Genomic DNA, 24,298 nt, shown 5'->3' on the forward strand with positions numbered 1-24,298 from the left:
TACCACATTTCTTCCTATGAAAATAGCCTCCTAGGGTACTTTTACCCAGAAGGCTAGCTTGTTAAAGTTTAGCGAAAGTAGCAATGATTCGTTGGCAAACTTCTTCCAAGACAGATGTTGGCATGGCTACATTTAAGCGAGCGTGGAGGGCTCCTTCTTCACCAAAGTCCAAGCCTCTGTTCAGGATAACCTTGGCTTCGTCTCTTAAAAGGCTTCTTAATTCTTCATCACAAATATCGTAGGCTGAAAAATCAAGCCAAATGAGATAGGTCCCTTGAGGTTTCATGACCTTGATTTTAGTTTCTTTGCCAAATACATCGACTACATAATTGATGTGTTTCTCAATCAGTTCTTTGAGTTCTGTTAACCAATCTTCACCATAGCGATAAGCTGTTTCTGTTGCCAAATATCCCAAACCTGAGATTTCATGTTGATTATTAGCAAGCTGGCGTTTTTGGAAAGCAAGTCTCAACTTTGGATTCTCGATAATGGCGTAGGAATTCTTTGTTCCCGCAATATTAAATGTTTTGGTAGCGCTGCTTAAAATCAGTGAAAATTCTTTAAAATCTTCATTTACCGTATTGAATGACTGGTGTTTATTCCCAAACAAGGCTAAATCTTGGTGAATCTCGTCAGATACCAGCAAAACTCCATGTTTTTGACACAGTTGTCCAATCTTCTTCAAGACTTCCTTTTCCCAAACGCGTCCACCAGGATTATGAGGATTGCAGAGAACGTAGAGTTTCACATCTTCTTCGACAATGTCTTTCTCCAATTGATCAAAGTCAATCTCAAAAAGTCCGTCTTTTTCTACTAGAGAGTTGGTGATTAGTCTACGATTATTGAGCTTAATGCTGCGAGCAAAAGGAGGATAAACCGGTGTGTTAATGAGTACTGCTTGACCTTCCTTGGTAAAGGCTTGAATAGCTGTTGAAATAGCTGGTACTACTCCTTCGATAAAGACTAGGGCATCCTTTTCAAAGCGATAGCCGTGCTGTTTTTCCTCCCAATTTTGAACAGCTTCAATCAACCCATCACTAGCATAGGTATAGCCATAGACTAATTGCTCAGCATAGTCATGGACAGTCTGACGAATCTCAGGTAACACTTCAAAGTCCATATCAGCAATCCAGGCTGGCAATACTTCTCGGTCAGTCTCTGCTTCTTTCCATTTATAGGTATGATGTCCAAAACGATTGGGCAAGGTCGTAAAATCATATTTTCCCATAGTTTTATCCTTCCAAGGCTTGACGCAAGTCTTCAATCAAATCTCTAACATCCTCAATACCAATAGACAAGCGCAAGAGATCATCTGTCAATCCATAAGAATGGCGAACCTCTGCAGGAATGTCCGCATGGGTTTGAGTAGTTGGGTATGTAATCAGACTTTCTACACCACCTAAACTTTCAGCAAAAGAGAATACTTTCAAAGTATTTAAGATATGAGGGATACGCTTCTCATCTGCCACTTTAAATGAAATCATTCCTCCACGACCTGTATACAAAACTTCTTTGACAGCAGGTGATTGTTCTAGAAATGCTACAATCTCTTGAGCATTAGCTGTTGAGCGCTCCATACGAAGTGACAAGGTTTTAAGACCACGAATCAATTGATAACTATCAAATGGTGACAAAACAGCCCCTGTCGTGTTGAGATTGTAAAAGAGTTTTTCATATAATTCAGCACTATCTGTCACAACTACACCAGCTAAAACATCATTGTGACCTGCAAGGTATTTTGTCGCTGAATGAAGGACGATATCTGCCCCGTCTTCAATTGGACGTTGGTAGATAGGACTGTAGAAGGTATTGTCCACGACAACTTTAGCCCCCTTAGCATGAGCTAATGTTGACAATTTTTCAATATCAAATTCCAACATCAAAGGGTTGGTTGGTGTTTCGATATAAAGTACATCCACATCCTTTTCTAGCTCGGCAATCAGCTCTTCTTCCGTGTTGGCATAGGTAAAGTGGAAACGTCCTTCCTGCTCAACTTGATTGAACCAACGGAAAGAACCACCGTAAAGATCACGGACAGCCAAAACCTTGCTTCCTACTGGAAAAATGCTAAAGGCCAACACAATCGCAGACATACCTGAACTAGTTGCTAGAGCATAGTGGGCTGATTCAATAGCTGCTAAGACTTCCTCTGCCTTGCTACGAGTTGGGTTTTTGGTACGGGTATAGTCAAATCCAGTTGATTGACCAAATTCTGGATGCTGATAAGTCGTTGAAAAGTGAATTGGTGTTACCAAAGCACCTGTTGCTTCATCAGACTTGATACCTGCTTGTGCTAAAATTGTGTTGATGTGAAATGATTTACTCATACAATACCTCCAAATCTATAGTAACTATTGTACCACTTATTTTGTATCCTTCGTTTTCTTGTTTTCAAGAGCTAGTTATAGTTTCAAACTATATAAAAAAACGATAACCTTTTCTAGAGTTATCGTTTTTTTGTTAAAAATCATTATTTAACGTGTTTGGCAAGATCTTCTTGGGCTTTTTTGTTAGATTCTTCTTTTTCTTTCAGCCATTTTTGTCTAGCTGCTTCATACTCAGCTGTTGTGACAATTTTATCTTGCAACTTAACGTATTTGTAGGATTCAACACCCTTGTTACCCGCTTGAGAGAAGGCAGCAGAGAATGGAACTGTTTTTCTGATTCCTGGTGTTCCACCAAGAGAAACGTTTGGAATTGCTAGAGAGCTATCCACCAACCAAGCTTGGGCATCCGCATATTTGTCATAACGTTTGGTCAAATCTTGCTCAGCATTGGCTTCTTCCAACATCTTAGTGTAGGTATCCAAACCAACCGCAGTTGCTTTAGCATTGGTTTCACCAGGTTCTAAACCAAGGTTTTGTAATGAACCACCACTTGTTAGACTGAGGGTATCAAGATAGGTTGATGGATCCTGGTAGTCAGGACCCCAACCACCATTGTAGAGGTCATAGTCTTTTTGAGCAGCTGTATTGGCAAGATAACCGATACTATCCATTTCTTCAGTACTCAACATTTGAATATCGATGACAACATTATCTGTACCCAAGACAGACTCAATAGATTGCTTAAATGAGCTTGCCTCTTGGACACCCTTCTTCACAGACTGGTCAACTGGCAAATCTAGGTGGATAGGGAATTGAACGCCTTTAGCTTCCAATTCTTTTTTGGCTTGTGCAAAAGCTTCTTTAGCCTTATCAGCATTATAGTAGGCATCTTGTGCATCCGCAAAGTTCACATTTTGCCATACTTGGCCGTAGTTAACCATCTTAGAAGCGACAACATCACCAAAATCTTTACCATCAAGTGTTACAAATGACGGTGGAACGAGCAAGTTTCTGATAATCTTAGTTGCTCCCTCTTCCCCTTGTGACTGAGCTCCATAAGCTGTACGGTTATAAGCATAGTTGAAGGCTTGACGGAAGTTTTTATTCAGAACTGCTTCTTGAGTTGATTTCTTTTCGATATCTGAGGATTTAGACGTGAAGTTATAAGATTTTCTGTCCAAGTTGAAGTTCAAGTAATAAGAAGTTGCGGTTTGCATACTATAAATGATGTTATCTTTGTTCTTCTCTTTAATTCCTTCAAAGCTTGAGCTATTTGGATAGAGACGTGCGTAGCTGTAGACTCCTTCTACAAAGTTACGAGCTAGTGCATCTTGGTCACTACCATCATAATAGGCCAATTTCACATCATCTACAAAGACATTTTTTTCATCCCAGTAGTTCGGATTTTTCTTGAATTCGATGACAGATTTTGAAACAAAGGATTTCATCAAGAAAGGTCCATTGTACAAAATACTAGAAGGGTCTACCTTACCAAAATCATCCCCTTTTGATTTCAGGAAGTCTGCATTGACAGGGAAGAGAATGGTTGATGTTGTTTTAGAATTCCAATAAGATTCTGGTCGTGTCAAAGTGTACTGAACTGTTTGGTCGTCAATCGCCTTAACACCGACAGTTGAAAAGTCAGTTGTTTTCCCGTTGATATAGTCATCCAAACCTGCTACAGAATCTTGAACCAGGTACAAAGCTTCGGATTTTTTATCAGCAGCATATTTCAAACCAGTTACAAAATCTTGGGCAGTTACTGGAGCATATTCTTCACCTTCAGAGGTATACCACTTAGCATCTTTACGAAGTTTATAAGTGTATGTCAAACCGTCCTGAGAAACACTCCAATCCTCTGCTAAGGATGGAACGTAGTTACCGTATTGGTCATTTTCCATCAACCCATCTACCAAATTGGTAACGATGTCATTGGTTGTTGCACGGTTTTCTGCAAGATAGTTCAAACTTGACGGATCGCTAGAATAGACATAGTTGTATGTTTTAGTTGAACTAGCTGAGTTGCTACAAGCCGCCAATAGTAGACCGGCACTTAGGGCAAGGCCTGCCAGCGTCAGATATTTTGCCTTAGACTTTTTCATTTCCAGAACCTCCAAATTTAAATATTTGTATCATTATACAGCTATTGTTTTTTTTTAGTCAAGCGTTTTTATCTAATTTTTACCAAATTATAGATTTTTTTCTACTAATTTTATATTTTATACTATTTTTTAAATAAAAAAATGAACAATTTAAACTTTTTTAGAGTTGAAAGTTCAAATTATTCATTTTATTTATAAAGCATTATGATAATTTCAAACGTGCTCGTAACTGGTCAGCTTTCGCCTTTCCAATAACCTTATCTAAGAGACGAGTATTATGATAATTTTAATCGTGCTCGTAACTGGTCAGCTTTCGCCTGTCCAATAACCTTATCTAAGAGACGAGTATAGAGACTCATGAATCCGTAGAGCCCACCACCGATTGTTCCGATTAGGGCGACATAGATAAAGCTCCAGAAACGTCCAGTTGGATGGAAAACAAATCCAAGAATCCATTGTAAGAAGCCTACCAGGATAAACATGACAAGAGTTAAAATAGTCACTAGGATGGTTCGTTTAAGGATAATTTTTCGATGAACTCCTGAAATCTGACAGATCTCGCGATACATTAAAACAATTGGAATGATAAGACCGATGGTCGTTGAAATGAGAGGACCATAGCTATGGAAAATCGCTATTGATGGTATTTGTAAGACGAGCTTGGCAATGAAACCATAGAAAAAGAAAAGGATTGCCTTGCGGTTACGGAACATTGCTTGAAGCATTGGTGATAAGACCATGTACAAACCTAGGATTGTTGACTGCAAGACTGCAAAGACAAACAAGCCCATAGCCAAACTATCTGGCTTACCGTAAAAGACTGTATAGAGGGGTTCTCCTACCATGACTACTCCAACCGTTGCAGGTAAGAGGAATAGGAAAAGCATGGTGATACTATCTTGAATGAGACGAGAAGCTGCTGGTAAATCTCCCTTTACATAGTTCTCTGTCAAGAGAGGTAGACCAACGCTACCAATCGAAACTCCTACCGAAATTAAAATCATGGTGATTTTATTAGGATTGGCAGAGAAATAAGAAAACATGACAATTAAGTCTTCATTACTATAGTTGGTAAACCACTTCATGCTATTGATAAAGGTATTTTGGTCCAAGATTTGGAAGAGCTGAATAGCTGACCCTGTTATGATAAAAGGAATAGCTTCCTTAATCGTATCCATTAACAGGTGTTTGCTATCAATCTTATCTCGCGTTTCAAAAACTTTTTGAAGCATCCCTTCTTTAAAAAGGAAATAAAGTAAGACAGCAAAGCTAGCTACCATTCCCACAAAGGCCGCAAAGGTAGACTGGGTGACTGCTGCTAGATAGTCTCCCGAACCAAGCTTCATGATGATAAAGGTTGCTAAGAGCATCCAAATAACACGGATAACCTGCTCCGCAATTTGACTCATGGCATAAGGTTTAAGATTATTCATTCCTTGGAAAAATCCGCGGATAACACTCATAGATGGGAAAATCAATACCGCCCAAGCCAAGCTCTGCATAATTGGAATTAAGTCCTTACCGACACCAGAAAGGTCTGCCATCCAAGGTGCAAAGAGATATAAAACCAAAGCAAAGACAAGACCGAGTCCAGTCATAAAGCCCAGGAAACTCCGAATCAGGGCAAAACTATGCTCTTCTTCTTGCATGGTGTTATACTTGGCAACTTGCTTAGCTACAGCCACTGGGATCCCCGCTGTCGAAATCAACAAGAACCAGGCGTAGATATTGTAGCCCATGGTGAAGAGGCCATTAGCCTTAGCGGCATAAGTCCCCATCCAAATATACCAAGGGATGATGTAAATGGCTCCGAGCAGGCGACTGATAAAGTTACTTGCTGTTAGCCAGGCAGTCCCTCGTAACATCTGGGCCTGCTGATGATTATTTTCGTTAGACATAACTTCCTCATTCAATTTTAATAACGGAAATGTTCCTTATCTTCCATTATAAACTTTTCCTTGTTACTTGTAAAATTCAGACTTTCGGTTTACAATAGAAAGTATGATAAAGATTGAAACTATATTAGACATTTTAAAAAAGGATGGTCTCTTCCGTGAGATTATCGACCAAGGACATTACCACTACAACTACAACGATGTTATTTTTGACAGCATCAGTTACGATAGCCGAACAACCAAAGAAAATACTCTATTTTTTGCAAAAGGAGCTGCCTTTAAAAAAGAATATCTATTTTCAGCTATCGCACAAGGGCTTGGTTGGTACGTGGCTGAGCAGGATTATGAAGTTGGTATTCCTGTTATTGTTGTTAACAATATCAAAAAGGCCATGAGTTTGATTGCCATGGAATTTTATGGCAACCCTCAGGAGAAACTGAAAATCCTTGCTTTCACTGGCACTAAAGGAAAAACAACAGCGGCTTACTTTGCCTATCATATCTTGTCCCAACGCTACCCAACAGCCCTCTTGTCGACAATGAATACAACTTTAGATGGCAAGACTTTCTTCAAATCTTCCTTCTCAACACCTGAAAATATCGATCTCTTTGATATGATGGCTCAAGCGGTTAACAATGGAAGAACTCATCTGGTAATGGAAGTTTCCAGCCAAGCTTATCTGGTAAATCGAGTATATGGTTTAACTTTCGACGTGGGAGTTTTTCTCAACATCACACCAGATCATATTGGTCCTATTGAGCATCCAACCTTTGAAGACTACTTCTACCACAAGCGTCTCTTGATGAAAAATAGTCGCGCAGTAGTTATCAATAGCGATATGGACCATTTTTCAATCCTGAAAGAACAAGTAGAAAATCAAGAACATGACTTCTACGGTAGCCAGTCAAATAACCAGATCGAAAACTCCAAAGCCTTTAGCTTCTCAGCTACTGGTAAATTAGCTGGAGATTATGATATCCAGTTGATTGGACATTTCAACCAAGAAAATGCAGTCGCTGCTGGACTTGCCTGTCTTCGTTTAGGTGCTAGTCTTGAAGATATCAAAAAAGGGATTGCGTCTACTCGCGTCCCTGGCCGTATGGAAGTTCTCACTCAGAAAAATGGCGCAAAAGTTTTCATTGACTACGCCCACAATGGTGACAGCCTGAAAAAACTAATCTCTGTGGTTGAAACTCATCAGACTGGAAAAATTGCTCTAGTTCTTGGTTCAACTGGAAACAAGGGAGAAAGCCGTCGTAAGGACTTTGGACTTCTTCTCAATCAGCACCCTGAAATTCAAGTCTTTCTAACGGCTGATGATCCAAACCACGAAGATCCAATGGCTATTGCAGATGAAATCAGTAGCTATATCCATCATCCTGTTGAAAAGATTGCTGACCGTGAGCAAGCTATCAAGGCTGCGATGTCTGTTACAGATCGAGAACTGGATGCTGTCATTATCGCTGGTAAAGGAGCTGACTGCTACCAAATCATCCAAGGTAAGAAAGAAGACTATCCTGGAGATTCAGCCATCGCAGAACGTTATCTATAAGAACTTAAAGAAGGCTAGGAAAATCCCTAGCCTTTATTTTTTTATAAAAATAAAGCGTTCTTTATCAAATTCGACAGCTAACTCATATTTCCCATCTTCATTTTGAAGGATGTAACCTAATAAGACTAAACTATCAACAAAGATATCTCGACGTTTCTGCATAAGCTGGTCTTTTTTGAGAAATTTTAGCAAAAATGTTGTCATATACTTGAGAGCATACTCAGGGTTGACATCACCCAAAACAGCATAAAGAGCCTGCTGTTTTTCTGTCAAAGAATACTGGTGCTTAACCTTATAAAAATAATTAGACAAGGTCATCTTTTCCCTAGCAAAATCCGTACACTCTTCTAGGATAGCTGCATTGGTTTGATTGCGTAATTCCGTCTGAAAATGTTTCTCCAGGATTTCTAGATAGATGGGACTATCATCTCTCACAAAGACTTCTTGGTCTAGTTCAAGAAATTCTGCAGATTCTAGAAATGGGAGATTGAGATAATAGCGTTTATTTTCTCTCAAAATCAAACCCGCTTTAATATATTCCTCCAAATACTTATCAACAGGTATCTCTGGAAACCGAGCCTTGATTTCACGGAGGATAACATCATCATGCTGATCAAGATAGTCTACCAAATCCATAAAGAATGGTTGTCGCGTCATGCGAGATGGATTAAAAATCTGAATCATGAAGATTCCTTTCTTTACAAACTAAAAGTGGAGATGCCGCTAATTGACTCGGGTTAGTACCAGGCTGATTCAGAGGTACAGGAAGCCCCAACTCTCGATAATATTTTCTCCAGAAATCACTAATTTCCTGTGTATCATCCCCAAACTTCATGGGAATGGTCTCAAAAATAGGGAGAATTTCTGCTACAAACTGGGAACAGTAATAACTATCTCCATCCGGGTAAAAGGAAGCATTGTAGGGTGAGCCCAAAAGGCTCTCTGCCCGCTTTTTGACCTCTGTACAATCAATCTCCGCATAGCGATAAAGGTCATAGACTTTCTCAGCTTCAAAGAAATCTTCAGGAGATTGGGCAATGACTCCGCCTTCCGTAGTTGCATGATAGATGAAGCCGTCTAAAAAAATGGCCACATGGTTATAGTTACCAGTAGATTCCTGGATGGCCTGTCCCATATCTGAAAGGTCCTTCACAAAAATCAAATCACCAGATTCTAACATGGTCTCCTCCTAGCAAAAAAGGAGCCGAGACTCCTTTTTAACAATGGGTATCCCCATTTTCTTATTACAATTAAGCATTAAAGCTTTCAGTCAATTGTGGTACCACTTGTTTCTTACGTGAAACAGCACCTGGAAGGAAAGCGTGGTTGTTTTCAAGTTTGAAGTTGAAAGCTGCTTCTACCTTGTCCATGTTGGCACCAAGAGCCAAAATTTCTGAGTTTGAGTTGACGATGTCTGTAATCATCAAGACAAAGTCAGAGTATCCGTTAGCTGCATTTGCGGCTTGGATAGCTGCTTCGATTTCAGCTTGGCGTTCCAATACTTCAGCAATATCAACTGTATTGACTTGAGCCACACGGACATTGTTTCCGTTGAGTTCAAATGTCTTAGCATCAATATCAATCAATTTTTCTGCTGACTTGCTTGCCAAGTTTGTACCAGCCTTGAGCATGGCAAGACCGTATTCTTCCAAGTTCACACCAGCCAATTCAGCCAATTCAGGCGCAATCACCTTATCTGATGGGTGAGTTGTTGGAGATTTCAAAAGAAGGGTATCTGAAATCAAACCTGAAAGCATTAAACCTGCAATTTCTTTTGGAACAGTTACACCGTGTTCTTTGAACATACGGTATACGATAGAAGATGCTGATCCTACTGGCTCCAAACGCATGTAAAGTGGGCTGGCAGTTTCAAAGTTAGCCACACGGTGGTGGTCCACCACACCATAAACTTCTACTTCAGCGATATCTGACACTGATTGTTGGAATTCATTGTGGTCCGTCAAAATGACTTGTTCTGCACCTTCTGCCTTAGCTGAAGTGATAACACGCGGTGCTTCAACACCAAAATAATCTAATACGAAAGCTGTTTCTTCATTTGGAGTACCAAGAGCCACTGCTTCTGTATCCAAACCATAAGCTTCTTTCGCAAGATAAGCAAAGGCTACAGATGAACCGATAGCATCCGAATCTGGATTTTGGTGACCAAATACTAGAATCTTAGACATGATAATACCTCGTTTCTTTATTCTCTTTATTGTAGCATTTTTTTCAATTTTTGACAAAAGTAAGAGGAGTCAAAGAACTCCCCTCTACTCTTCAAAATGACCGAGTAAATTTTCCTCTTGGTTTTCAGATAAAAATCTTTCCTTTTGCACTCTCTTCTTACGTTTGAGAAGGGCTTCAGCAGACATGGCTTCTTCCTTACTATCGAAACCTTGAACATAGATGAGTTTTACTGGCAACCGAGCTCGTGTGTACTTGGCTCCCTTACCACTATTGTGAACAGCTATTCTTTTTTTGACATCCGTTGTATAACCAGTATAGTAGGAACCATCCCGACACTCAACTACATACATATAAGCTTTATGATCCATAATAGATTTCTTGAATTTCTGGAGTATAGGAACCATCATCATTATGAACAATGAGTGGTGGCAGAACCTTAAAACCACTAGTGGAGCCGTCCTTAATAGCCTCGATCAAAAGCATATTGGCTTCCTTCTCCCGTTTAGGGTAGACAAATTGCAGACGTTTTGGAGCCAAATTGTGTTGTTGAAGCGTTTCTAAAATATCTAACAAACGATCAGGACGGTGAACCATGGCTAGACGCCCGTTAGATTTGAGTATACTTTGGGCACTACGGCAAATTTCTTTTAGATTGGTCGTAATTTCATGCCGAGCCAACAAGTAGTGCTCACTCTCGTTCAGATTAGAATTTGGGTCCACCTTAAAATAGGGAGGATTGCACAAAATCAAATCAACCTTACTCCCCTGAATGTAAGCAGGCATATTCTTCAAATCATCACAAATGACCTGCATCTGTTCTTCCAAGCTATTTAAACGGACTGATCGTTCAGCCATATCTGCCAGGCGTTCTTGGATTTCAACAGACAGAATTTTCGCCTTAGTACGACTACTGGCAAAAAGTCCAACAGCTCCATTACCCGCACAAAAATCCACTATCAAGCCATTTTTAGGAAAACGAGGAAAGCGTGACAAAAGTACACTATCCACCGAATAGCTGAAAACCTCTCTATTTTGAATAATCTTGATATCTGTAGAAAAGAGCTGATTGATTCTCTCTCCTGATTTTAATAATTCTTCTACCATACTTCTATTATAACAAACTATATTAACATTCCAAGAGAGAAAAAATCAATTAAGACTTTTTCTTATTTAGATTAGAAATAGCTTCCTTGGTCCAGATAGGCATCATACGAGCCAAAGGAGCAAAGCCGTATTTGACACGGTCACTTGAAAAACGTCTCCGTCTCGGTAACTGATGTTTCTCTTCTTCCAAAGTCCGAATAGAAAGGCTTGCTTTCCCTGTATATTCGTCCAAATCGACAACTTGGACTTGAACTTCTTCACCGATTTTCAGTACATCATAGATATTCTCAATAAATCCTGTACGAATTTCAGAAATATGAATCAAACCTGTGATACCAGTCTCTAGCTCCACAAAGGCTCCATAAGACTGAATCCCTGTAATTCGCCCTGTTAGCTTATCACCTATTTTCATACTAGTCCTCGATTTCAATCGTTTCGATAACGACATCTTCAACTGGCTTGTCCATTGCTCCTGTTTCTACACCTGCAATTGCATCCAGAACTTCATAAGAAGCTTCATCTGCAAGTTGACCAAATACTGTGTGGCGGCGGTCTAGGTGAGGAGTTCCACCTTGTTCAGCATAAATTTCTGCAATTGGTTCTGGCCAACCACCACGAGCAATTTCTTTCTTAGAGTATGGCAAGTGTTGATTTTGCACGATAAAGAACTGGCTACCGTTTGTATTTGGTCCAGCATTAGCCATAGAAAAGGCTCCGCGGATATTGTAAAGTTCCTCTGAAAATTCGTCTTCAAATGACTCACCATAGATTGATTCGCCACCCATACCAGTACCAGTTGGGTCTCCACCTTGAATCATAAAGTCTTTAATAATACGGTGGAAAATGACACCGTCATAGTAACCGTCTTTAGACAGAGCGATAAAGTTGGCTACTGTTTTTGGTGCATGTTCAGGGAAAAACTTAATACGCAAGTCTCCATGATTTGTTTTAATAGTCGCAATCGGACCTTCTACTGCTTCAATGTCTACTTGCGGAAAATGTAATTCTTTTTCTACCATACCAAATCCTTCTAAAGCATCAAAGATGCCATCTTCTTCTAATGTTTTTGTAATATAATCTGCTTTTTCTTTGATTTTGTCATGAGAAATCCCCATAGCAACACTAATGCCTGCATAATCAAAGAGTTCTAAATCGTTAAGTCCGTCCCCAAAAACCATAACGTTTTCAGGTTTAAGACCTAAATGTTCTACAACTTTTGCTACACCAGCTGCTTTTGAACCTGAAATTGGTACCACATCTGACGAATGTTCATGCCAGCGTACCATACGCAAAGTCGATGCTAAACTTTCAGGTAAAGTCAGGTCATCTCCCTGATCCTCAAAAGTCCACATCTGATAGATGTCTTCTTTTTCATAAAAATCAGGATCAACATCCAAGTCAGGATAAATTGGATCAATGGCCTCACTAATCAACTCAGTTCTAGTGGAGAGTTTAGCAGTATGACTACCAACTAAACCATAGTCAATCCCCACTTCCTTAGTCCAAGCAATATAGCTTTCAACCTTATCTTTAGAGATTTTGTTACTATCAATCACATTGCCTTTTTTATCCTCAATATAGGCACCATTCAGAGTAACAAAAAAGTCAGGTTTAAGCTCGCGAATCTCTGGCACGACACCGAAAATCCCACGACCAGTCGCAATCCCAGTCAAAATACCTTTTTCACGTAATTGTTGAAATACTGTTGAAATTGAGGTTGGGATAAAACCAGTCTTTGAGTTTCGCAAAGTATCATCAATATCAAAAAAAACAATCTTTATCTTTTTTGCCTTATATCTTAATTTCGCATCCATCTCATTACCTCCTTCAATTCACTCTTTCCATTATACCATAAAGTAGAGGAATCCCACATCCCCAATAAAATCCTTATCTCTTATCCGAATTCCTTTACTAGATACAAAACCAAATCATCATTATTTTGGCTAGTTGCATTCATTTCCAAGGGTTGATTTCGATACCAGACACCTGTCCCATCTGGAATGTAGCCCCGTCTGATATACAATCTCTGGGCAGGGCCATAGCCTAAGTGCAAACCTACACCAAGAGTGACCTTACTCGAAACAAATTTGACTCGTTTTTCTGCTTCTTCTAGCAGTTGATTCCCAATCCCTTGATTTCGAAAAGGCTCAAACACATTAAAATCTGATAATTCTGGATAGACTTCTGCAAAAGGACCATGTTTAGCAGAGGGCAAAATGGTAACGTAGCCCGCTACAGCACCATCAATCTCTGCAACTAAGACTTCTCTCTCCCCACTTTCCTGTTCCAGAAAATATCTAGCCAAAATTTCCTCTCTACCAGGCCAACCTTGATTCATAAATCCATGAGATAAGGATTCAATATCAGACTTAATCATATTTCTAATCGTACAATTCATCTTTGACTTACCCACCTTTAATCTTTCTATTACCATTATAGCACGCCAAGGTCAGAAAAAACTATCTCGTGAAAAAAAGACACGTTGGGGTCTTAATTCGCTTTCTTGTTTTCAAGCTCATGAAAAAGAGGTCCACTGGACCCAAACTCGCTCTCTCATTTCAAAGCTCGTGAAAAAAAGACCCGTCGGGGTCTTTTCTTTAATCTTCGTTTACGAAAGGCATCAAAGCCATTACGCGAGCGCGTTTGATAGCTGTTGTTACTTTACGTTGGTTTTTAGCTGAAGTTCCAGTTACACGACGAGGAAGGATTTTCCCACGTTCTGAAACGAAACGGCTAAGAAGCTCAGTATCTTTGTAATCAACATATTCAATTTTGTTTGCTGCGATGTAATCAACTTTTTTACGGCGTTTGAATCCGCCACGACGTTGTTGAGCCATGTTTTTTCTCCTTTATAGTATTAATTGTCCATTAGAATGGTAAATCATCATCTGAAATATCCAAAGGATTTGTTGTTCCGAATGGATTTTCATCACGTGAAAAGTCAGGTACTGATTGAGTAGGTGCTGAATAGTTTGAACTTGGTGCAGAATAAGCTCCACCAGTATGTCCTTCACGCACACTACGGCTTTCCAACATTTGGAAATTCTCAGCCACGACTTCCGTCACGTAGACACGTTGTCCTTGCTGGTTATCGTAACTACGAGTTTGAATACGGCCTGTCACCCCGATAAGTGAGCCTTTTTTAGCCCAATTAGCAAGATTTTCAGCCTGTTGGCGCCACATAACGACATTGATAAAATCAGCCTCACGTTCGCCATTTTGACTCTTAAATGTACGGTTTACTGCAAGAGTAAAAGTCGCAACTGCTACATTTGATGGGGTATAACGCAACTCAGCGTCACGAGTCATACGCCCTACAAGTACAACATTGTTAATCATAATCTACCTTCTTACGCGTCAGTTTTGACGATCATGTGACGAAGAATGTCAGCGTTGATTTTTGAAAGACGGTCAAACTCTTTAAGAGCTGCATCATCATTTGCTTCAACGTTAACGATGTGGTAAAGTCCTTCGCGGAAATCTTGGATTTCGTATGCAAGACGACGTTTTTCCCATGTTTTTGATTCAACAACAGTTGCACCGTTGTCAGTCAAGATAGAGTCAAAACGTGCTACCAAAGCGTTTTTCGCTTCTTCTTCAATGTTTGGACGAATGATATAAAGAATTTCGTATTTAGCCATTGATATGTTCCTCCTTTTGGTCTAATGACCCCAAGACTTTGCAAGGGGTAAGTGAGGTTTGCTCACAATAAATTATTATACTAGAAAAAAATTTTTTTCGCAAGTAAAAAATGCTTCTATTTTATTTTTTACAGTTTTTTTGCAGAAGTTTGTGTAATTTCTTCAACCTGAATATTCTCAGATTCAAATTTCTGTTTAAAGGTAGCTAGATCAACCATTCCCTCAATTTGAACTTCGATAACAATCTTACCATCTTTACGTGGAATATTAACAGTATGAGAGATATTAAGATTTTCCTCAACGATTAAAGAAACAATCTTACCAAGTACCCCAACTTCATTTTCTGTGATAAAACGAACACGGATTCCCTCTTCGCCATAACCAGAAATTTCAAGAAATGCTCTGAATACATCACGGTCAGTAATGACACCATAGACTTGTTCATTATCAATAACTGGCAAGATTCCAATCTTATTTTTCAGCATAAGATAGGTTGCATCTTCCAAACTTGCATAACCGGAGACAGTTACAACATTACGAATCATGACGTCTTTTACTTTTGTTTTATTAAGCAAGTAATTCATCTCAAAGATTGAAAGACTCGTTGCTTTTGATGGACTGGCTTCAGCAATTGTTCCTTCTGTTACTAGACCAACTAATTTATCATTTTCAATAACAGGAAGACGATGCAAACCTTGCTCGCGCATCAAGTCTGCTGCATGTGCTACAGTCGTATCTGGGCTAATATATACGACCTTTCGTGTCATAAAATCTTTAACTGCCATAGGAACTCTCCTTTATGTTTATAGCTTTATTATACACTTTTTACGAAAATCAATCAAACGCTTTCATCTCTTTTTCAAGATTCTGAAAACTCTGAAATACTATAAAAAGAGCCCTATATTAGGGCCCTCAATCTAATGATTATGTAATTTGTTTGGCAATCTTTCCCGCAGACTAAGACAAGCTTTATCCGCCGACTAAAAGATCCTCCGGACTAATGTGGATTGCTTGCGCAATCTATATTCGCAACCTAAACTAGTCTCCCAGACTATACGAAGATTACTAGGCAATCCTTATCCGCCGACTAAAACAATCCACTGGTTCTGATGATTGCCAAGCAATCTCTATCCGCCGACTAAAACAATCCACTGGATTGTTTTAGCCACCTAGATATGCTTTTCTGACTTCGTCTGATGCTGCGAGTTCTTTACCTGTGCCTGATAGGACAATCTTACCTGTTTCAAGAACATAGCCTCGATCTGCGATGGCTAGTGCTTTATTGGCATTTTGCTCGATCAAAAGAACAGTTGTACCTTGTTTTTGAATATCTTGGATGATATCAAAAATTTCTTGAATAAAGATTGGCGCAAGCCCCATTGATGGTTCATCTAACAAAAGAAGCTTAGGCGTTGACATAAGCGCACGTCCCATAGCAAGCATCTGTTGCTCACCACCAGAAAGGGTAGCTGCATCTTGGTTTTTACGTTCTTCCAGACGAGGGAAACGTGAAAAGACTTTTTTCAGATTTGCTTGGTTCTCTTCACGATTTTTCTTAAGAAAGGCTCCCATCTCCAAGTTTTCCAAAACTGTCAAACCAGGGAAGACGTGACGTCCTTCTGGTACTTGAGAAAGTCCTGATGCCACAATTTTTTGTGCAGGCATCTTTTGGATTTCTTGTCCCAAAAATTCAATTTTACCAGAACTTGGACGAACAAGGCCTGACAAGGTACGAAGGATGGTTGTTTTACCAGCCCCGTTGGCACCGATAAGGGAAACAACTTCTCCTTCGTTTACTTCAAAGCTCACATCACGTACAGCTTGAATCATACCGTAGTGTACTGAGAGGTTTTCAACTTTTAACATAGACATTAGGCTTCACCTCCTAGATAAGCTTCGATAACACGTTTATTATTCTTGATTTCATCTGGTGTTCCATGAGCAATCAAACGACCGTACTCAAGAACATAGATACGCTCAGTAACTTCCATAACCAAGTTCATATCATGTTCAATCAGCATAATAGTAATGTTGAATTCATCCTTGATGCGACGAATCAACTCAGTCAATTCTGCAGTTTCTTGTGGATTCATACCCGCTGCAGGCTCATCCAAGAAAAGGATTTTAGGTTCTGTAGCAAGAGCACGAACAATTTCCAAACGACGTTGTTGACCATAGGCTAAATTTTTAGCTAGAGTTTCAGCATCTCCATCCAAATCAAAGATTTTTAGTAATTCTAAAGCTTTAGCTTTCAATTCTTTTTCATTCTTATAAAAAGCTGGTAAGCGCAAGAAACTTGCAAAAACATGTTGTTTATGATGATTACTAAATGCAATTAGAACGTTATCCAAAACTGTCAAGTCCTTAAAAAGGCGGATATTTTGGAAGGTACGCCCTAAACCAAGAGATGCGATTTTATAGGGTTGCTTGCCATTTAACAAGTGACCATCCAAGGTTACTGTCCCTTCGCTTGGTTCATAAACACCTGTCAATAAGTTGAAGAGGGTTGTTTTCCCAGCACCATTCGGTCCAATCAGACCAACAAGTTCACCTTCGTTCAATTCGAGAGTGACGTCCCCAACGGCTGTCAGACCACCAAAATGTTTGGTTAAATTTTTTACTTCAAGTAATGCCATTAGTTTTGTCCCTCCTTCTTACCTTTTTTAAAGAGACGTGATAGGCTCAATTCCCATGTCCCAAGAAGACCACCTGGTCTGAAGATCATAACGAGTACTAAGGCCAAAGCATAGATAATCATACGAACGCTGGCCACGTCTTGAAGGAGCATGTTCAAGATTCCAAGAACAATCGCCGCAACAATTGCCCCTGTAATGGATCCTAAACCACCAAATACAACGATAATCAAGACATTGATAGAATTGATAAACGTATAATCTTTTGGTACGACTGATCCGATAAATCCTGACTGAAGAGTACCTGCGATACTTGCAGTAACAGCACCAAAAACAAAAGCAATGATTTTAATTTTTGTAGTATTGACCCCTACTGACTCAGCAGCAATCTCATCTTCACGAACTGATAAGGTTAAACGTCCGATAGGACTACGAAGGAAATTGAGAGTAGCAATCGTTGTAATCACAGCAAAGAAATATACCATTTGCCAGGTTGTAAAGTTAGGAATCCCCAAAATACCAGCAGCACCGTTTGTAAGGCTTCCACCATTAATAATGAAGATACGGATAATTTCAGCAACACCAAGTGTCGCAACCGCGAGATAATCCCCTTTCAAACGTAGGGTAGGAATTCCAACGACCAAGGCAACCAAACCAGCAATAATGGCACCGAGCAACATAGCCCCAAAGAATGCACCATAGGTTGGAGATTTTGATCCGATAATGGCTGCTGCATAAGCACCAATAGCCATAAATCCAGCATGTCCAAGTGAAAACTGACCAGAGAACCCAACGATTAGGTTAAGACCTACTGCTAGAATAATATTGATACCGATTTGTTCAATAATCTGAATATGGAAAAGGTTCAAGACTCCTATTGAAACCAATAGACTAATCAAACCATATCCAAGCAACAAAAGGAATAACCATAGAATATTAACTTTTAAATTTTCTTTCATTGTTTACACCTTCTCTTTCACATTCTTACCGAGGATACCAGCTGGACGAACAATCAAGATTAAGAGCAAGATTCCATACACGATGGCATCACGGAAATCTGACATTCCGAAGGCGGTAGCAAATGTCTCCAAAAGACCAATAACAAAGCCACCCAGTGCTGCACCAGGAATGATTCCGATACCACCAAGAACGGCAGCCACGAATGATTTAATACCTGGAGTCATTCCCATCAATGGTTCGAGAGAGTTATAGTAAAGTGCAATCAAGACACCCGCTGCACCAGCTAGAGCTGAACCCAATGCAAAGGTAAAACTGATTGTACGGTTCACGTTAATCCCCATCAGCTGAGCAGCATCACTATCTACAGAAACGGCACGCATGGCTTTTCCCATCTTGGTTTTTTGTACGATGAGTTGTAGAAGAACCATCAAAACAAGTGAGACAGTCAAAATCAACAATTGAATATTTGTTAGACTAATTGGTCCCAAGTCATAACGAACTGTTTGGATTGCTTGAGGGAAGGCACGTGTGTTGGCACCTACCAGATAGACCATTCCATACTCCAGTAAGAAGGATACCCCGATAGCTGTAATCAATACAGAGATTCGAGTTGAATGACGTAATGGACGATAAGCTAGGAACTCAATGATAACACCGAGAATCGCTGTACCGATCATCGATAAGATCAAGGCAACAAAGAAATTTAATTGCAAGGAATTAATCAAAAAATAACCCATAAAAGCACCCATCATGTAAATATCACCATGGGCAAAGTTAATGAGCTTGATAATTCCATAAACCATAGTATAACCTAGGGCTAGTAGCGCATAGATACTACCCAAGATTAGACCATTGACAAGTTGTTGAAGCATATGGTTCACTCTTTCTAAGTTTTATTTTTTAGGATTTTTATAAAAAAATAATCCTTTCATAAACACCGAAACAGGGAGTGAGTAAAAGCTCATTCCCCATTTCCTGTATCTATAATTATGGTTTTACGACTTCTGCCGCTTCTACTTTACCATTATTCATGGTCATCATGAAGGCTGTTTTCACAGTGTTGTGATCTGCATCAAAGCTTGTTTGACCTGTAACACCTTCAAAGTTTTGTGTTTTAGCAAGATTGTTCTTGATATCAACTGAAGTTTTTGCACCTTTTGCTGCATTAGCTACAAGGTAAACTGAGTCATAAGCAAGAGCTGCAAATGTTGAAGGATCTTCGTTGTATTTTGCACGGTAAGCTTCAAGGAAGGCTTTTGCTTTATCTGAAACCTCTACAGTAGTTGAGAATCCTGAGATGAAGTAGATATTTGATGCGCGTTCAGCTGTTGCTTGTTGAACAAACTCTGCACCGTTGAATCCATCACCACCAATGATTGGTTTATCAATTCCCATACCACGAGCTTGGTTTACAATTTTACCAGCTTCTGTGTAGTAACCTGGCAATACGATTGCATCAAAGTCTTTATCTTTGATTTTTGTCAAAGCTGCTTGGAAGTCAGTGTCACCTGATACAAACGTTTCATCTGCTACGATTTCGCCTGAGAATGAATCACGGAATGATTTTGCAATTCCTTTAGCGTAGTCGCTTGAGTTATCAGTATACAAGACAACTTTCTTAGCGTTCAACTTGTTTGTAACATAGTTAGAAATAATTTTCCCTTGGAAGCTATCTTGGAATGTTCCGATGAAAAGGAAATCTTGACCTTTTGTCAAACCATCTTGAGTAGCACTTGGAGAAATCAATGGAACCCCAGCTTGTGTAGCATTTGCTACTGCTGCTGCGGTTGCACCTGAAGTTGCAGGTCCTACGATAGCTGCTACTTTAGATTGAGTAACAAGGTTTGTTGAAACAGAAGCAGCTTCAGCAGTTTCAGATTTGTTATCTTTGTCTACTACTTCGATTTGTTTACCATCGATACCACCTGCTGCGTTGATTTCATCAACTGCAAGTTGAGCACCCTTTTGCTCAGATGTACCGTAAGATGCTACAGCACCAGTTTCTTCAAAGTTGAAACCGATTTTAACGACTTTCTCATCCACTGGGTTACCAGTTGAATTTGAAGCTCCTGTCTTCACTTCTCCACAAGCTGCTAAAACAGCTACACTTGCAAGAGCTACAAGTGATAAGGCAAATTTTTTCTTCATGTTTATCTCCTTTTAATTTCTTAATTTAAATTACATGTTAAGAATATACCGAATTATCTGAAAATTGTCAACACATTTATCTTAATTTTTACATGATAACGTTTTCGCTATTTCTATAGAGACTACCAACAAAGGGAGTTTCCAATTCTTGGATATGACATCGTCGCACTTTTTTGATAAATCTCTCTTTTCCTAAACGGCTAACCAGTTCTTCCACTTCTTCTGTTGGGACATACAGTTGCAGATAACGGTGTTTTTTAGAGTGGTAACAAATATCACCATAATTATCGAGTTTTTTTGCATCACGATTATAGTATAGGTAGATAATCAGACCAGACCGATTCTCTTTTTGAAACATATTACAACTTCCTTCTAACAATCTTCTTACTATTATATCAAAAAAAGCAAACTCAGTCGAGTTTGCTTCAAAAGATTAATTCAGAGAATTATTAGCCATGATTTCATCAATGAAACCATATTCAAGTGTTTCTTGAGCGCTCATCCAGTAATCACGTTCAGCATCTGCATGGATTTGCTCAACTGATTTACCAGAATTATCTGCAAGAATTTGCTCCAAAGTCTTACGAGTTTTAAGCAAGTGTTCAGCAGCAATCGCCATATCTGTTTGCTGTGTACCACCACCTGTACCACCCATCGGTTGGTGAATCATGTATTCTGCATTCGGAAGCATGAAACGTTTGCCCTTTGCTCCACTTGAGGCAATAATTGTTCCCATTGAAGCAGCCATCCCCATAACGATGGTTTGGACATCTGCCTTAATAAAGTTCATAGTATCAACGATTGCCAAACCAGCTGATACAGAACCACCTGGAGTATTCACATAAAGGTAAATATCTTTTGTACTATCTTGGGCATCCAAGAAAAGCAATTGGGCGATAACTGAGTTTGCCATATTGTCTTCGACTGGTCCAGTCAACATGATGATACGATCTTTTAGAAGACGTGAGTAAATGTCATATGAACGTTCTCCACGACTTGTTTGTTCAATAACTACAGGAATCATTCATTTCTCCTTCTGATTTCAATTTTTCTTAGTCAAACGACTTGATACAGGACTATTATATCTTTTTGGTCAAAAAAGGTCAAATTTTTGCTCTATCCTAAAAACAGACACAAAAATTCAACCTCCTTTCGAGACTAAAACTAATGAACAGTTTTAGTTTATGCTTAAAATCTTATTTAGTTCCGAACAAACGGTCTCCAGCGTCACCAAGACCTGGAACGATATAGCCATGTTCGTTCAAGCGTTCATCCAAAGCTGCTGTAAAGATTTCTACATCTGGGTGAGCTTCTTGAAGAGCTTTTACACCTTCTGGAGCAGATACAAGGCAGACAAATTTGATGTTTGATGCTCCACGTTTTTTGAGGGAATCAACAGCCAAGATTGCGGAACCACCTGTTGCAAGCATAGGGTCAACCACAAAAATTTGACGTTGGTCGATATCTTCAGGTAATTTAACCAAGTATTCTACTGGTTGAAGAGTTTCTTCGTCACGGTACATACCAATATGTCCAACTTTGGCTGCTGGAACCAAGCTCAATAGCCCGTCGACCATCCCGATACCTGCACGCAAGATTGGAACAATTGCCAATTTTTTACCAGCCAATTGTTTTTGAACTGTTTTTGTGATAGGTGTTTCGATTTCAACGTCTTCAAGCGGAAGATCACGAAGTACTTCATATCCCATCAACATAGCAATTTCATCTACTAACTCACGAAAAGCTTTTGTAGAAGTGTCTGTACGACGCAAGATTGACAATTTGTGTTGAATGAGTGGATGATTAATGACTTCAAGTTTTCCCATTTTCTGAATTCCTTCTTTCAATTTATTCTTCTTATTATATCAAAAAATGGTTTAAAAATCCTTCTAAACCATCTTTTTTTTTAATTTTTAAATCAAGTTAGCTTCTTGAAGAGCTGCTTGTACTGTCTCAAGTGGTAAATGGGTCAACTCGGTCCCTTTTTCACGATAGAGATACTGGGCGTAGTCGTCCATACGGTACTGGTTAATATAAACGACACGTTCACAACCTACCTGAAGCAATTGCTTGGTACAATTAAGACAAGGAAAATGAGTGACATAAGCTGTAAATCCTTTTGGAACGCCACGTTCGGCTCCTTGTAAAATAGCATTAACCTCAGCATGAAGAGTGCGGACACAGTGGCCCTCAATCACCAAACAGTCATGGTCAATACAATGCTCCGTTCCTGATACAGAGCCATTATAACCTGTTGAAATAACCTTATTATCCTTGACTAAAACAGCTCCTACCTTGGCGCGTTTACAGGTTGAACGATTGGCAATCAATAGGGCTTGAGCAGCAAAATACTCATCCCAAGCCAGTCTTTTTTCTGTCATAACTTCTCTCCTCCTGATCTATTTTTTGAAAAATGGTAGGCGTAAATCTGCAATTTTTTCAGCAGGAACCTTCATTCCATCCTTAATCCATTTAAGCAAAACTGATACGATGGCAGAACTCCAAAAAGAATGCAGGTAAGAGCTGACTCCTTTTGATTTTCCATAGTATTTTTCTAAAAATTCTTGCATGGCTTGCACAAAGATTTTTTCCAAGTGGTAGTCCAAGGCAAGCTGAATAACCTTAGCCTCTTTCTTGGCTTCTCTAAAGAGGCGAACCCAAACCAGATAGAGATCCGTTTTAACATCGTAATGGCTCAATTGCTCCATAATGTTATGGACGCTTCGTTTAAAGACACTTTCTAAAATCTCTTCTTTGGAGTCATAGTTTCGATAAAAGGCTGCACGGGAAACACCAGCACGTTTGACCAACTCAGAAATGCTAATCTTTGTCAATTCCTTTTTCTCCAAAAGTTGCAAGAGAGCTGTTTCGATAGCTTCTCTGGTCAGTAAATTGGATTCTTGATTGGATTTTCTGAGATTTTCAAGCGAATTTTCAGAAATTCTTCGTTCGGCCATAACACTTCCTTTCTACTTGTGACAACAGAGTGACGAGACTTTTGTTTTAAGATTTTTCATGATATAATTGTAAAAAAAGACAGAACCTTTGTCAATGTATAAGTGATAAAGATGGAGAATTTCTATGACTTGGAAGATTGTAGCTGACTCTGGTTGTGATTATCGTCAACTGGCAAATCCAGCAATTGATACTGAATTCATCAGTGTTCCCTTAACCATTCAAGTGGCTGATCAAGTCTTTATTGACGATGCTAGTCTTGATATTGACAAAATGATGGAAACCATGTATGCAACTTCTAAAGCTTCAAAATCAGCTTGTCCTAGCCCTGATGATTACTTGCGAGCATTTGAAGGGGCAAAACATATTTTTGTAGTGACCATTACCGGAACTCTTTCTGGTAGTCAAAACAGCGCTCAATTAGCTAAGAATCTCTATCTCGAAGAACATCCTGATACTCAGATTCATGTTATCGACAGCTTGTCTGCTGGTGGGGAAGTTGATCTAATCGTTGAGAAAATCAATGATTTGATTGACCAAGGACTTTCTTTTGAAGAAGTGGTTAATGCTATTACTGCTTACCAAGAAAAAACTAAGTTATTGTTCGTTCTCGCTAAGGTTGATAATCTGGTTAAGAATGGTCGCTTGAGTAAACTGATCGGTACAGTTGTTGGGCTCCTCAATATTCGTATGGTTGGAGAAGCAAGTGAAACTGGAACTTTGGAGCTCCTCCAAAAGGCTCGTGGTGCTAAAAAATCAAATAAAAAAATGAGTTCTGAAAGTAAATTTCAGGC

Annotated in this window: 28 protein-coding genes; 2 read left to right on the plus strand and 26 right to left on the minus strand. The window is 39.3% G+C overall.

All coding sequences use genetic code 11. The annotated features are described in order from the left end of the window. Positions 1-61: 61 nt before the first annotated feature. The 4 genes from ADH31_RS05410 to ADH31_RS05425 all read right to left on the minus strand — a co-directional run bounded on the left by ADH31_RS05410 (position 62) and on the right by ADH31_RS05425 (position 6,327). Complete coding sequence (locus ADH31_RS05410) at positions 62-1,228, minus strand: MalY/PatB family protein (RefSeq protein ID WP_049509399.1); 1,167 nt, start codon at positions 1,226-1,228, stop codon at positions 62-64. A 4-nt stretch (positions 1,229-1,232) separates the two neighbouring features. Then, positions 1,233-2,327 carry a cystathionine gamma-synthase gene (locus tag ADH31_RS05415; protein ID WP_000045357.1) on the minus strand — a complete coding sequence of 365 codons (1,095 nt, stop codon included), beginning with the start codon at positions 2,325-2,327 and terminating at the stop codon, positions 1,233-1,235. A 143-nt stretch (positions 2,328-2,470) separates the two neighbouring features. Beyond that, positions 2,471-4,429, minus strand: a complete 1,959-nt coding sequence (locus ADH31_RS05420) for a peptide ABC transporter substrate-binding protein (protein WP_049509401.1) — start codon at positions 4,427-4,429, stop codon at positions 2,471-2,473. 275 nt (positions 4,430-4,704) lie between these two features. Beyond that, positions 4,705-6,327 (minus strand): putative polysaccharide biosynthesis protein, encoded by a 1,623-nt coding sequence (locus ADH31_RS05425; protein WP_049509402.1) that lies wholly within the window; start codon positions 6,325-6,327, stop codon positions 4,705-4,707. A gap of 103 nt (positions 6,328-6,430) precedes the next feature. Between ADH31_RS05425 and ADH31_RS05430 the strand changes: the two genes are divergently transcribed. After that, positions 6,431-7,876, plus strand: coding sequence for a UDP-N-acetylmuramoyl-L-alanyl-D-glutamate--L-lysine ligase (locus ADH31_RS05430; protein WP_049509404.1), 1,446 nt, complete (start codon positions 6,431-6,433; stop codon positions 7,874-7,876). Positions 7,877-7,909: 33 nt separating this feature from the next. Here ADH31_RS05430 and ADH31_RS05435 read toward each other — a convergent pair whose 3' ends face one another. From ADH31_RS05435 to ADH31_RS05540, 22 genes are all read right to left on the minus strand, one after another. Continuing rightward, positions 7,910-8,560 (minus strand): DUF1803 domain-containing protein, encoded by a 651-nt coding sequence (locus tag ADH31_RS05435; RefSeq protein ID WP_049509405.1) that lies wholly within the window; start codon positions 8,558-8,560, stop codon positions 7,910-7,912. Further along, positions 8,544-9,056: a YiiX/YebB-like N1pC/P60 family cysteine hydrolase gene (locus tag ADH31_RS05440; RefSeq protein WP_049509406.1), complete on the minus strand. Its 513-nt coding sequence runs from the start codon at positions 9,054-9,056 to the stop codon at positions 8,544-8,546. The genes ADH31_RS05435 and ADH31_RS05440 overlap by 17 nt, the downstream gene beginning before the upstream one ends. A 70-nt stretch (positions 9,057-9,126) precedes the next feature. Next, positions 9,127-10,062 (minus strand): manganese-dependent inorganic pyrophosphatase, encoded by a 936-nt coding sequence (locus ADH31_RS05445; RefSeq protein ID WP_049509408.1) that lies wholly within the window; start codon positions 10,060-10,062, stop codon positions 9,127-9,129. Positions 10,063-10,146: 84 nt separating this feature from the next. After that, on the minus strand, positions 10,147-10,431 hold the full coding sequence (locus ADH31_RS05450; RefSeq protein ID WP_000349621.1) for a GIY-YIG nuclease family protein: 285 nt from the start codon (positions 10,429-10,431) through the stop codon (positions 10,147-10,149). Continuing rightward, complete coding sequence (locus ADH31_RS05455; protein WP_000229055.1) at positions 10,421-11,167, minus strand: tRNA1(Val) (adenine(37)-N6)-methyltransferase; 747 nt, start codon at positions 11,165-11,167, stop codon at positions 10,421-10,423. The genes ADH31_RS05450 and ADH31_RS05455 overlap by 11 nt, the downstream gene beginning before the upstream one ends. A 49-nt stretch (positions 11,168-11,216) precedes the next feature. Then, positions 11,217-11,579 carry a S1 RNA-binding domain-containing protein gene (locus ADH31_RS05460; protein WP_000689622.1) on the minus strand — a complete coding sequence of 121 codons (363 nt, stop codon included), beginning with the start codon at positions 11,577-11,579 and terminating at the stop codon, positions 11,217-11,219. 1 nt (position 11,580) lies between these two features. After that, positions 11,581-12,981 (minus strand): bifunctional Cof-type HAD-IIB family hydrolase/peptidylprolyl isomerase, encoded by a 1,401-nt coding sequence (locus ADH31_RS05465; protein WP_049509410.1) that lies wholly within the window; start codon positions 12,979-12,981, stop codon positions 11,581-11,583. Between the two features lie 80 nt (positions 12,982-13,061). Next, positions 13,062-13,565, minus strand: coding sequence for a GNAT family N-acetyltransferase (locus ADH31_RS05470; RefSeq protein WP_004244450.1), 504 nt, complete (start codon positions 13,563-13,565; stop codon positions 13,062-13,064). 199 nt (positions 13,566-13,764) lie between these two features. Further along, positions 13,765-14,004, minus strand: a complete 240-nt coding sequence (rpsR, locus tag ADH31_RS05475) for a 30S ribosomal protein S18 (RefSeq protein ID WP_000068664.1) — start codon at positions 14,002-14,004, stop codon at positions 13,765-13,767. A gap of 31 nt (positions 14,005-14,035) precedes the next feature. After that, a complete protein-coding gene (gene ssbA / locus ADH31_RS05480) occupies positions 14,036-14,506 on the minus strand; it encodes a single-stranded DNA-binding protein SsbA (RefSeq protein WP_000609604.1) in 471 nt (156 codons plus the stop codon). A gap of 11 nt (positions 14,507-14,517) precedes the next feature. Next, positions 14,518-14,808 (minus strand): 30S ribosomal protein S6, encoded by a 291-nt coding sequence (gene rpsF, locus ADH31_RS05485; RefSeq protein ID WP_001151786.1) that lies wholly within the window; start codon positions 14,806-14,808, stop codon positions 14,518-14,520. Between the two features lie 128 nt (positions 14,809-14,936). Next, positions 14,937-15,593 (minus strand): CBS domain-containing protein, encoded by a 657-nt coding sequence (locus ADH31_RS05490; protein WP_049509413.1) that lies wholly within the window; start codon positions 15,591-15,593, stop codon positions 14,937-14,939. Between the two features lie 376 nt (positions 15,594-15,969). After that, a complete protein-coding gene (locus ADH31_RS05495) occupies positions 15,970-16,680 on the minus strand; it encodes an ABC transporter ATP-binding protein (RefSeq protein WP_000062222.1) in 711 nt (236 codons plus the stop codon). After that, a complete protein-coding gene (locus ADH31_RS05500) occupies positions 16,680-17,444 on the minus strand; it encodes an ABC transporter ATP-binding protein (protein ID WP_049509414.1) in 765 nt (254 codons plus the stop codon). Before ADH31_RS05500 ends, ADH31_RS05495 begins: the two co-directional genes overlap by 1 nt. After that, positions 17,444-18,400, minus strand: coding sequence for a branched-chain amino acid ABC transporter permease (locus tag ADH31_RS05505; RefSeq protein ID WP_049509416.1), 957 nt, complete (start codon positions 18,398-18,400; stop codon positions 17,444-17,446). Before ADH31_RS05505 ends, ADH31_RS05500 begins: the two co-directional genes overlap by 1 nt. 3 nt (positions 18,401-18,403) lie before the next feature. After that, positions 18,404-19,273 (minus strand): branched-chain amino acid ABC transporter permease, encoded by an 870-nt coding sequence (locus ADH31_RS05510; protein WP_049509417.1) that lies wholly within the window; start codon positions 19,271-19,273, stop codon positions 18,404-18,406. Positions 19,274-19,388: 115 nt separating this feature from the next. Then, a complete protein-coding gene (locus tag ADH31_RS05515; protein ID WP_049509419.1) occupies positions 19,389-20,549 on the minus strand; it encodes an ABC transporter substrate-binding protein in 1,161 nt (386 codons plus the stop codon). A gap of 88 nt (positions 20,550-20,637) precedes the next feature. Next, complete coding sequence (locus ADH31_RS05520) at positions 20,638-20,907, minus strand: YlbG family protein (protein ID WP_049509420.1); 270 nt, start codon at positions 20,905-20,907, stop codon at positions 20,638-20,640. A gap of 75 nt (positions 20,908-20,982) precedes the next feature. Continuing rightward, positions 20,983-21,573, minus strand: coding sequence for an ATP-dependent Clp protease proteolytic subunit ClpP (gene clpP, locus ADH31_RS05525; protein WP_000613459.1), 591 nt, complete (start codon positions 21,571-21,573; stop codon positions 20,983-20,985). A gap of 172 nt (positions 21,574-21,745) precedes the next feature. After that, entirely contained in the window at positions 21,746-22,375 is a 630-nt protein-coding gene (upp, locus tag ADH31_RS05530; RefSeq protein ID WP_000517029.1) for a uracil phosphoribosyltransferase, read from the minus strand. An 87-nt stretch (positions 22,376-22,462) separates the two neighbouring features. Next, positions 22,463-22,930: a deoxycytidylate deaminase gene (locus ADH31_RS05535; RefSeq protein WP_000136981.1), complete on the minus strand. Its 468-nt coding sequence runs from the start codon at positions 22,928-22,930 to the stop codon at positions 22,463-22,465. 18 nt (positions 22,931-22,948) lie between these two features. Continuing rightward, on the minus strand, positions 22,949-23,506 hold the full coding sequence (locus ADH31_RS05540) for a TetR/AcrR family transcriptional regulator (protein ID WP_000840875.1): 558 nt from the start codon (positions 23,504-23,506) through the stop codon (positions 22,949-22,951). Positions 23,507-23,630: 124 nt separating this feature from the next. On the opposite strand from ADH31_RS05540, the gene ADH31_RS05545 reads away from it, so the two are divergent. Next, on the plus strand, positions 23,631-24,298 hold a 668-nt coding region (locus tag ADH31_RS05545), incomplete at its 3' end, for a DegV family protein (RefSeq protein ID WP_049509423.1).

The sequence above is a fragment of the Streptococcus pseudopneumoniae genome (genome assembly GCF_001072375.1).
In the GTDB taxonomy this organism is placed as follows: Bacteria; Bacillota; Bacilli; order Lactobacillales; family Streptococcaceae; genus Streptococcus; species Streptococcus pseudopneumoniae_L.

Bases quoted from the DNA above. Each gene is read 5' to 3' on its own strand.
- ADH31_RS05410 (WP_049509399.1), bottom strand. From the start codon at position 1,228: ATGGGAAAATATGATTTTACGACCTTGCCCAATCGTTTTGGACATCAT.
- ADH31_RS05415 (WP_000045357.1), bottom strand. From the start codon at position 2,327: ATGAGTAAATCATTTCACATCAACACAATTTTAGCACAAGCAGGTATC.
- ADH31_RS05420 (WP_049509401.1), bottom strand. From the start codon at position 4,429: ATGAAAAAGTCTAAGGCAAAATATCTGACGCTGGCAGGCCTTGCCCTA.
- ADH31_RS05425 (WP_049509402.1), bottom strand. From the start codon at position 6,327: ATGTCTAACGAAAATAATCATCAGCAGGCCCAGATGTTACGAGGGACT.
- ADH31_RS05430 (WP_049509404.1), top strand. From the start codon at position 6,431: ATGATAAAGATTGAAACTATATTAGACATTTTAAAAAAGGATGGTCTC.
- ADH31_RS05435 (WP_049509405.1), bottom strand. From the start codon at position 8,560: ATGATTCAGATTTTTAATCCATCTCGCATGACGCGACAACCATTCTTT.
- ADH31_RS05440 (WP_049509406.1), bottom strand. From the start codon at position 9,056: ATGTTAGAATCTGGTGATTTGATTTTTGTGAAGGACCTTTCAGATATG.
- ADH31_RS05445 (WP_049509408.1), bottom strand. From the start codon at position 10,062: ATGTCTAAGATTCTAGTATTTGGTCACCAAAATCCAGATTCGGATGCT.
- ADH31_RS05450 (WP_000349621.1), bottom strand. From the start codon at position 10,431: ATGGATCATAAAGCTTATATGTATGTAGTTGAGTGTCGGGATGGTTCC.
- ADH31_RS05455 (WP_000229055.1), bottom strand. From the start codon at position 11,167: ATGGTAGAAGAATTATTAAAATCAGGAGAGAGAATCAATCAGCTCTTT.
- ADH31_RS05460 (WP_000689622.1), bottom strand. From the start codon at position 11,579: ATGAAAATAGGTGATAAGCTAACAGGGCGAATTACAGGGATTCAGTCT.
- ADH31_RS05465 (WP_049509410.1), bottom strand. From the start codon at position 12,981: ATGGATGCGAAATTAAGATATAAGGCAAAAAAGATAAAGATTGTTTTT.
- ADH31_RS05470 (WP_004244450.1), bottom strand. From the start codon at position 13,565: ATGAATTGTACGATTAGAAATATGATTAAGTCTGATATTGAATCCTTA.
- rpsR (WP_000068664.1), bottom strand. From the start codon at position 14,004: ATGGCTCAACAACGTCGTGGCGGATTCAAACGCCGTAAAAAAGTTGAT.
- ssbA (WP_000609604.1), bottom strand. From the start codon at position 14,506: ATGATTAACAATGTTGTACTTGTAGGGCGTATGACTCGTGACGCTGAG.
- rpsF (WP_001151786.1), bottom strand. From the start codon at position 14,808: ATGGCTAAATACGAAATTCTTTATATCATTCGTCCAAACATTGAAGAA.
- ADH31_RS05490 (WP_049509413.1), bottom strand. From the start codon at position 15,593: ATGGCAGTTAAAGATTTTATGACACGAAAGGTCGTATATATTAGCCCA.
- ADH31_RS05495 (WP_000062222.1), bottom strand. From the start codon at position 16,680: ATGTCTATGTTAAAAGTTGAAAACCTCTCAGTACACTACGGTATGATT.
- ADH31_RS05500 (WP_049509414.1), bottom strand. From the start codon at position 17,444: ATGGCATTACTTGAAGTAAAAAATTTAACCAAACATTTTGGTGGTCTG.
- ADH31_RS05505 (WP_049509416.1), bottom strand. From the start codon at position 18,400: ATGAAAGAAAATTTAAAAGTTAATATTCTATGGTTATTCCTTTTGTTG.
- ADH31_RS05510 (WP_049509417.1), bottom strand. From the start codon at position 19,273: ATGCTTCAACAACTTGTCAATGGTCTAATCTTGGGTAGTATCTATGCG.
- ADH31_RS05515 (WP_049509419.1), bottom strand. From the start codon at position 20,549: ATGAAGAAAAAATTTGCCTTATCACTTGTAGCTCTTGCAAGTGTAGCT.
- ADH31_RS05520 (WP_049509420.1), bottom strand. From the start codon at position 20,907: ATGTTTCAAAAAGAGAATCGGTCTGGTCTGATTATCTACCTATACTAT.
- clpP (WP_000613459.1), bottom strand. From the start codon at position 21,573: ATGATTCCTGTAGTTATTGAACAAACAAGTCGTGGAGAACGTTCATAT.
- upp (WP_000517029.1), bottom strand. From the start codon at position 22,375: ATGGGAAAACTTGAAGTCATTAATCATCCACTCATTCAACACAAATTG.
- ADH31_RS05535 (WP_000136981.1), bottom strand. From the start codon at position 22,930: ATGACAGAAAAAAGACTGGCTTGGGATGAGTATTTTGCTGCTCAAGCC.
- ADH31_RS05540 (WP_000840875.1), bottom strand. From the start codon at position 23,506: ATGGCCGAACGAAGAATTTCTGAAAATTCGCTTGAAAATCTCAGAAAA.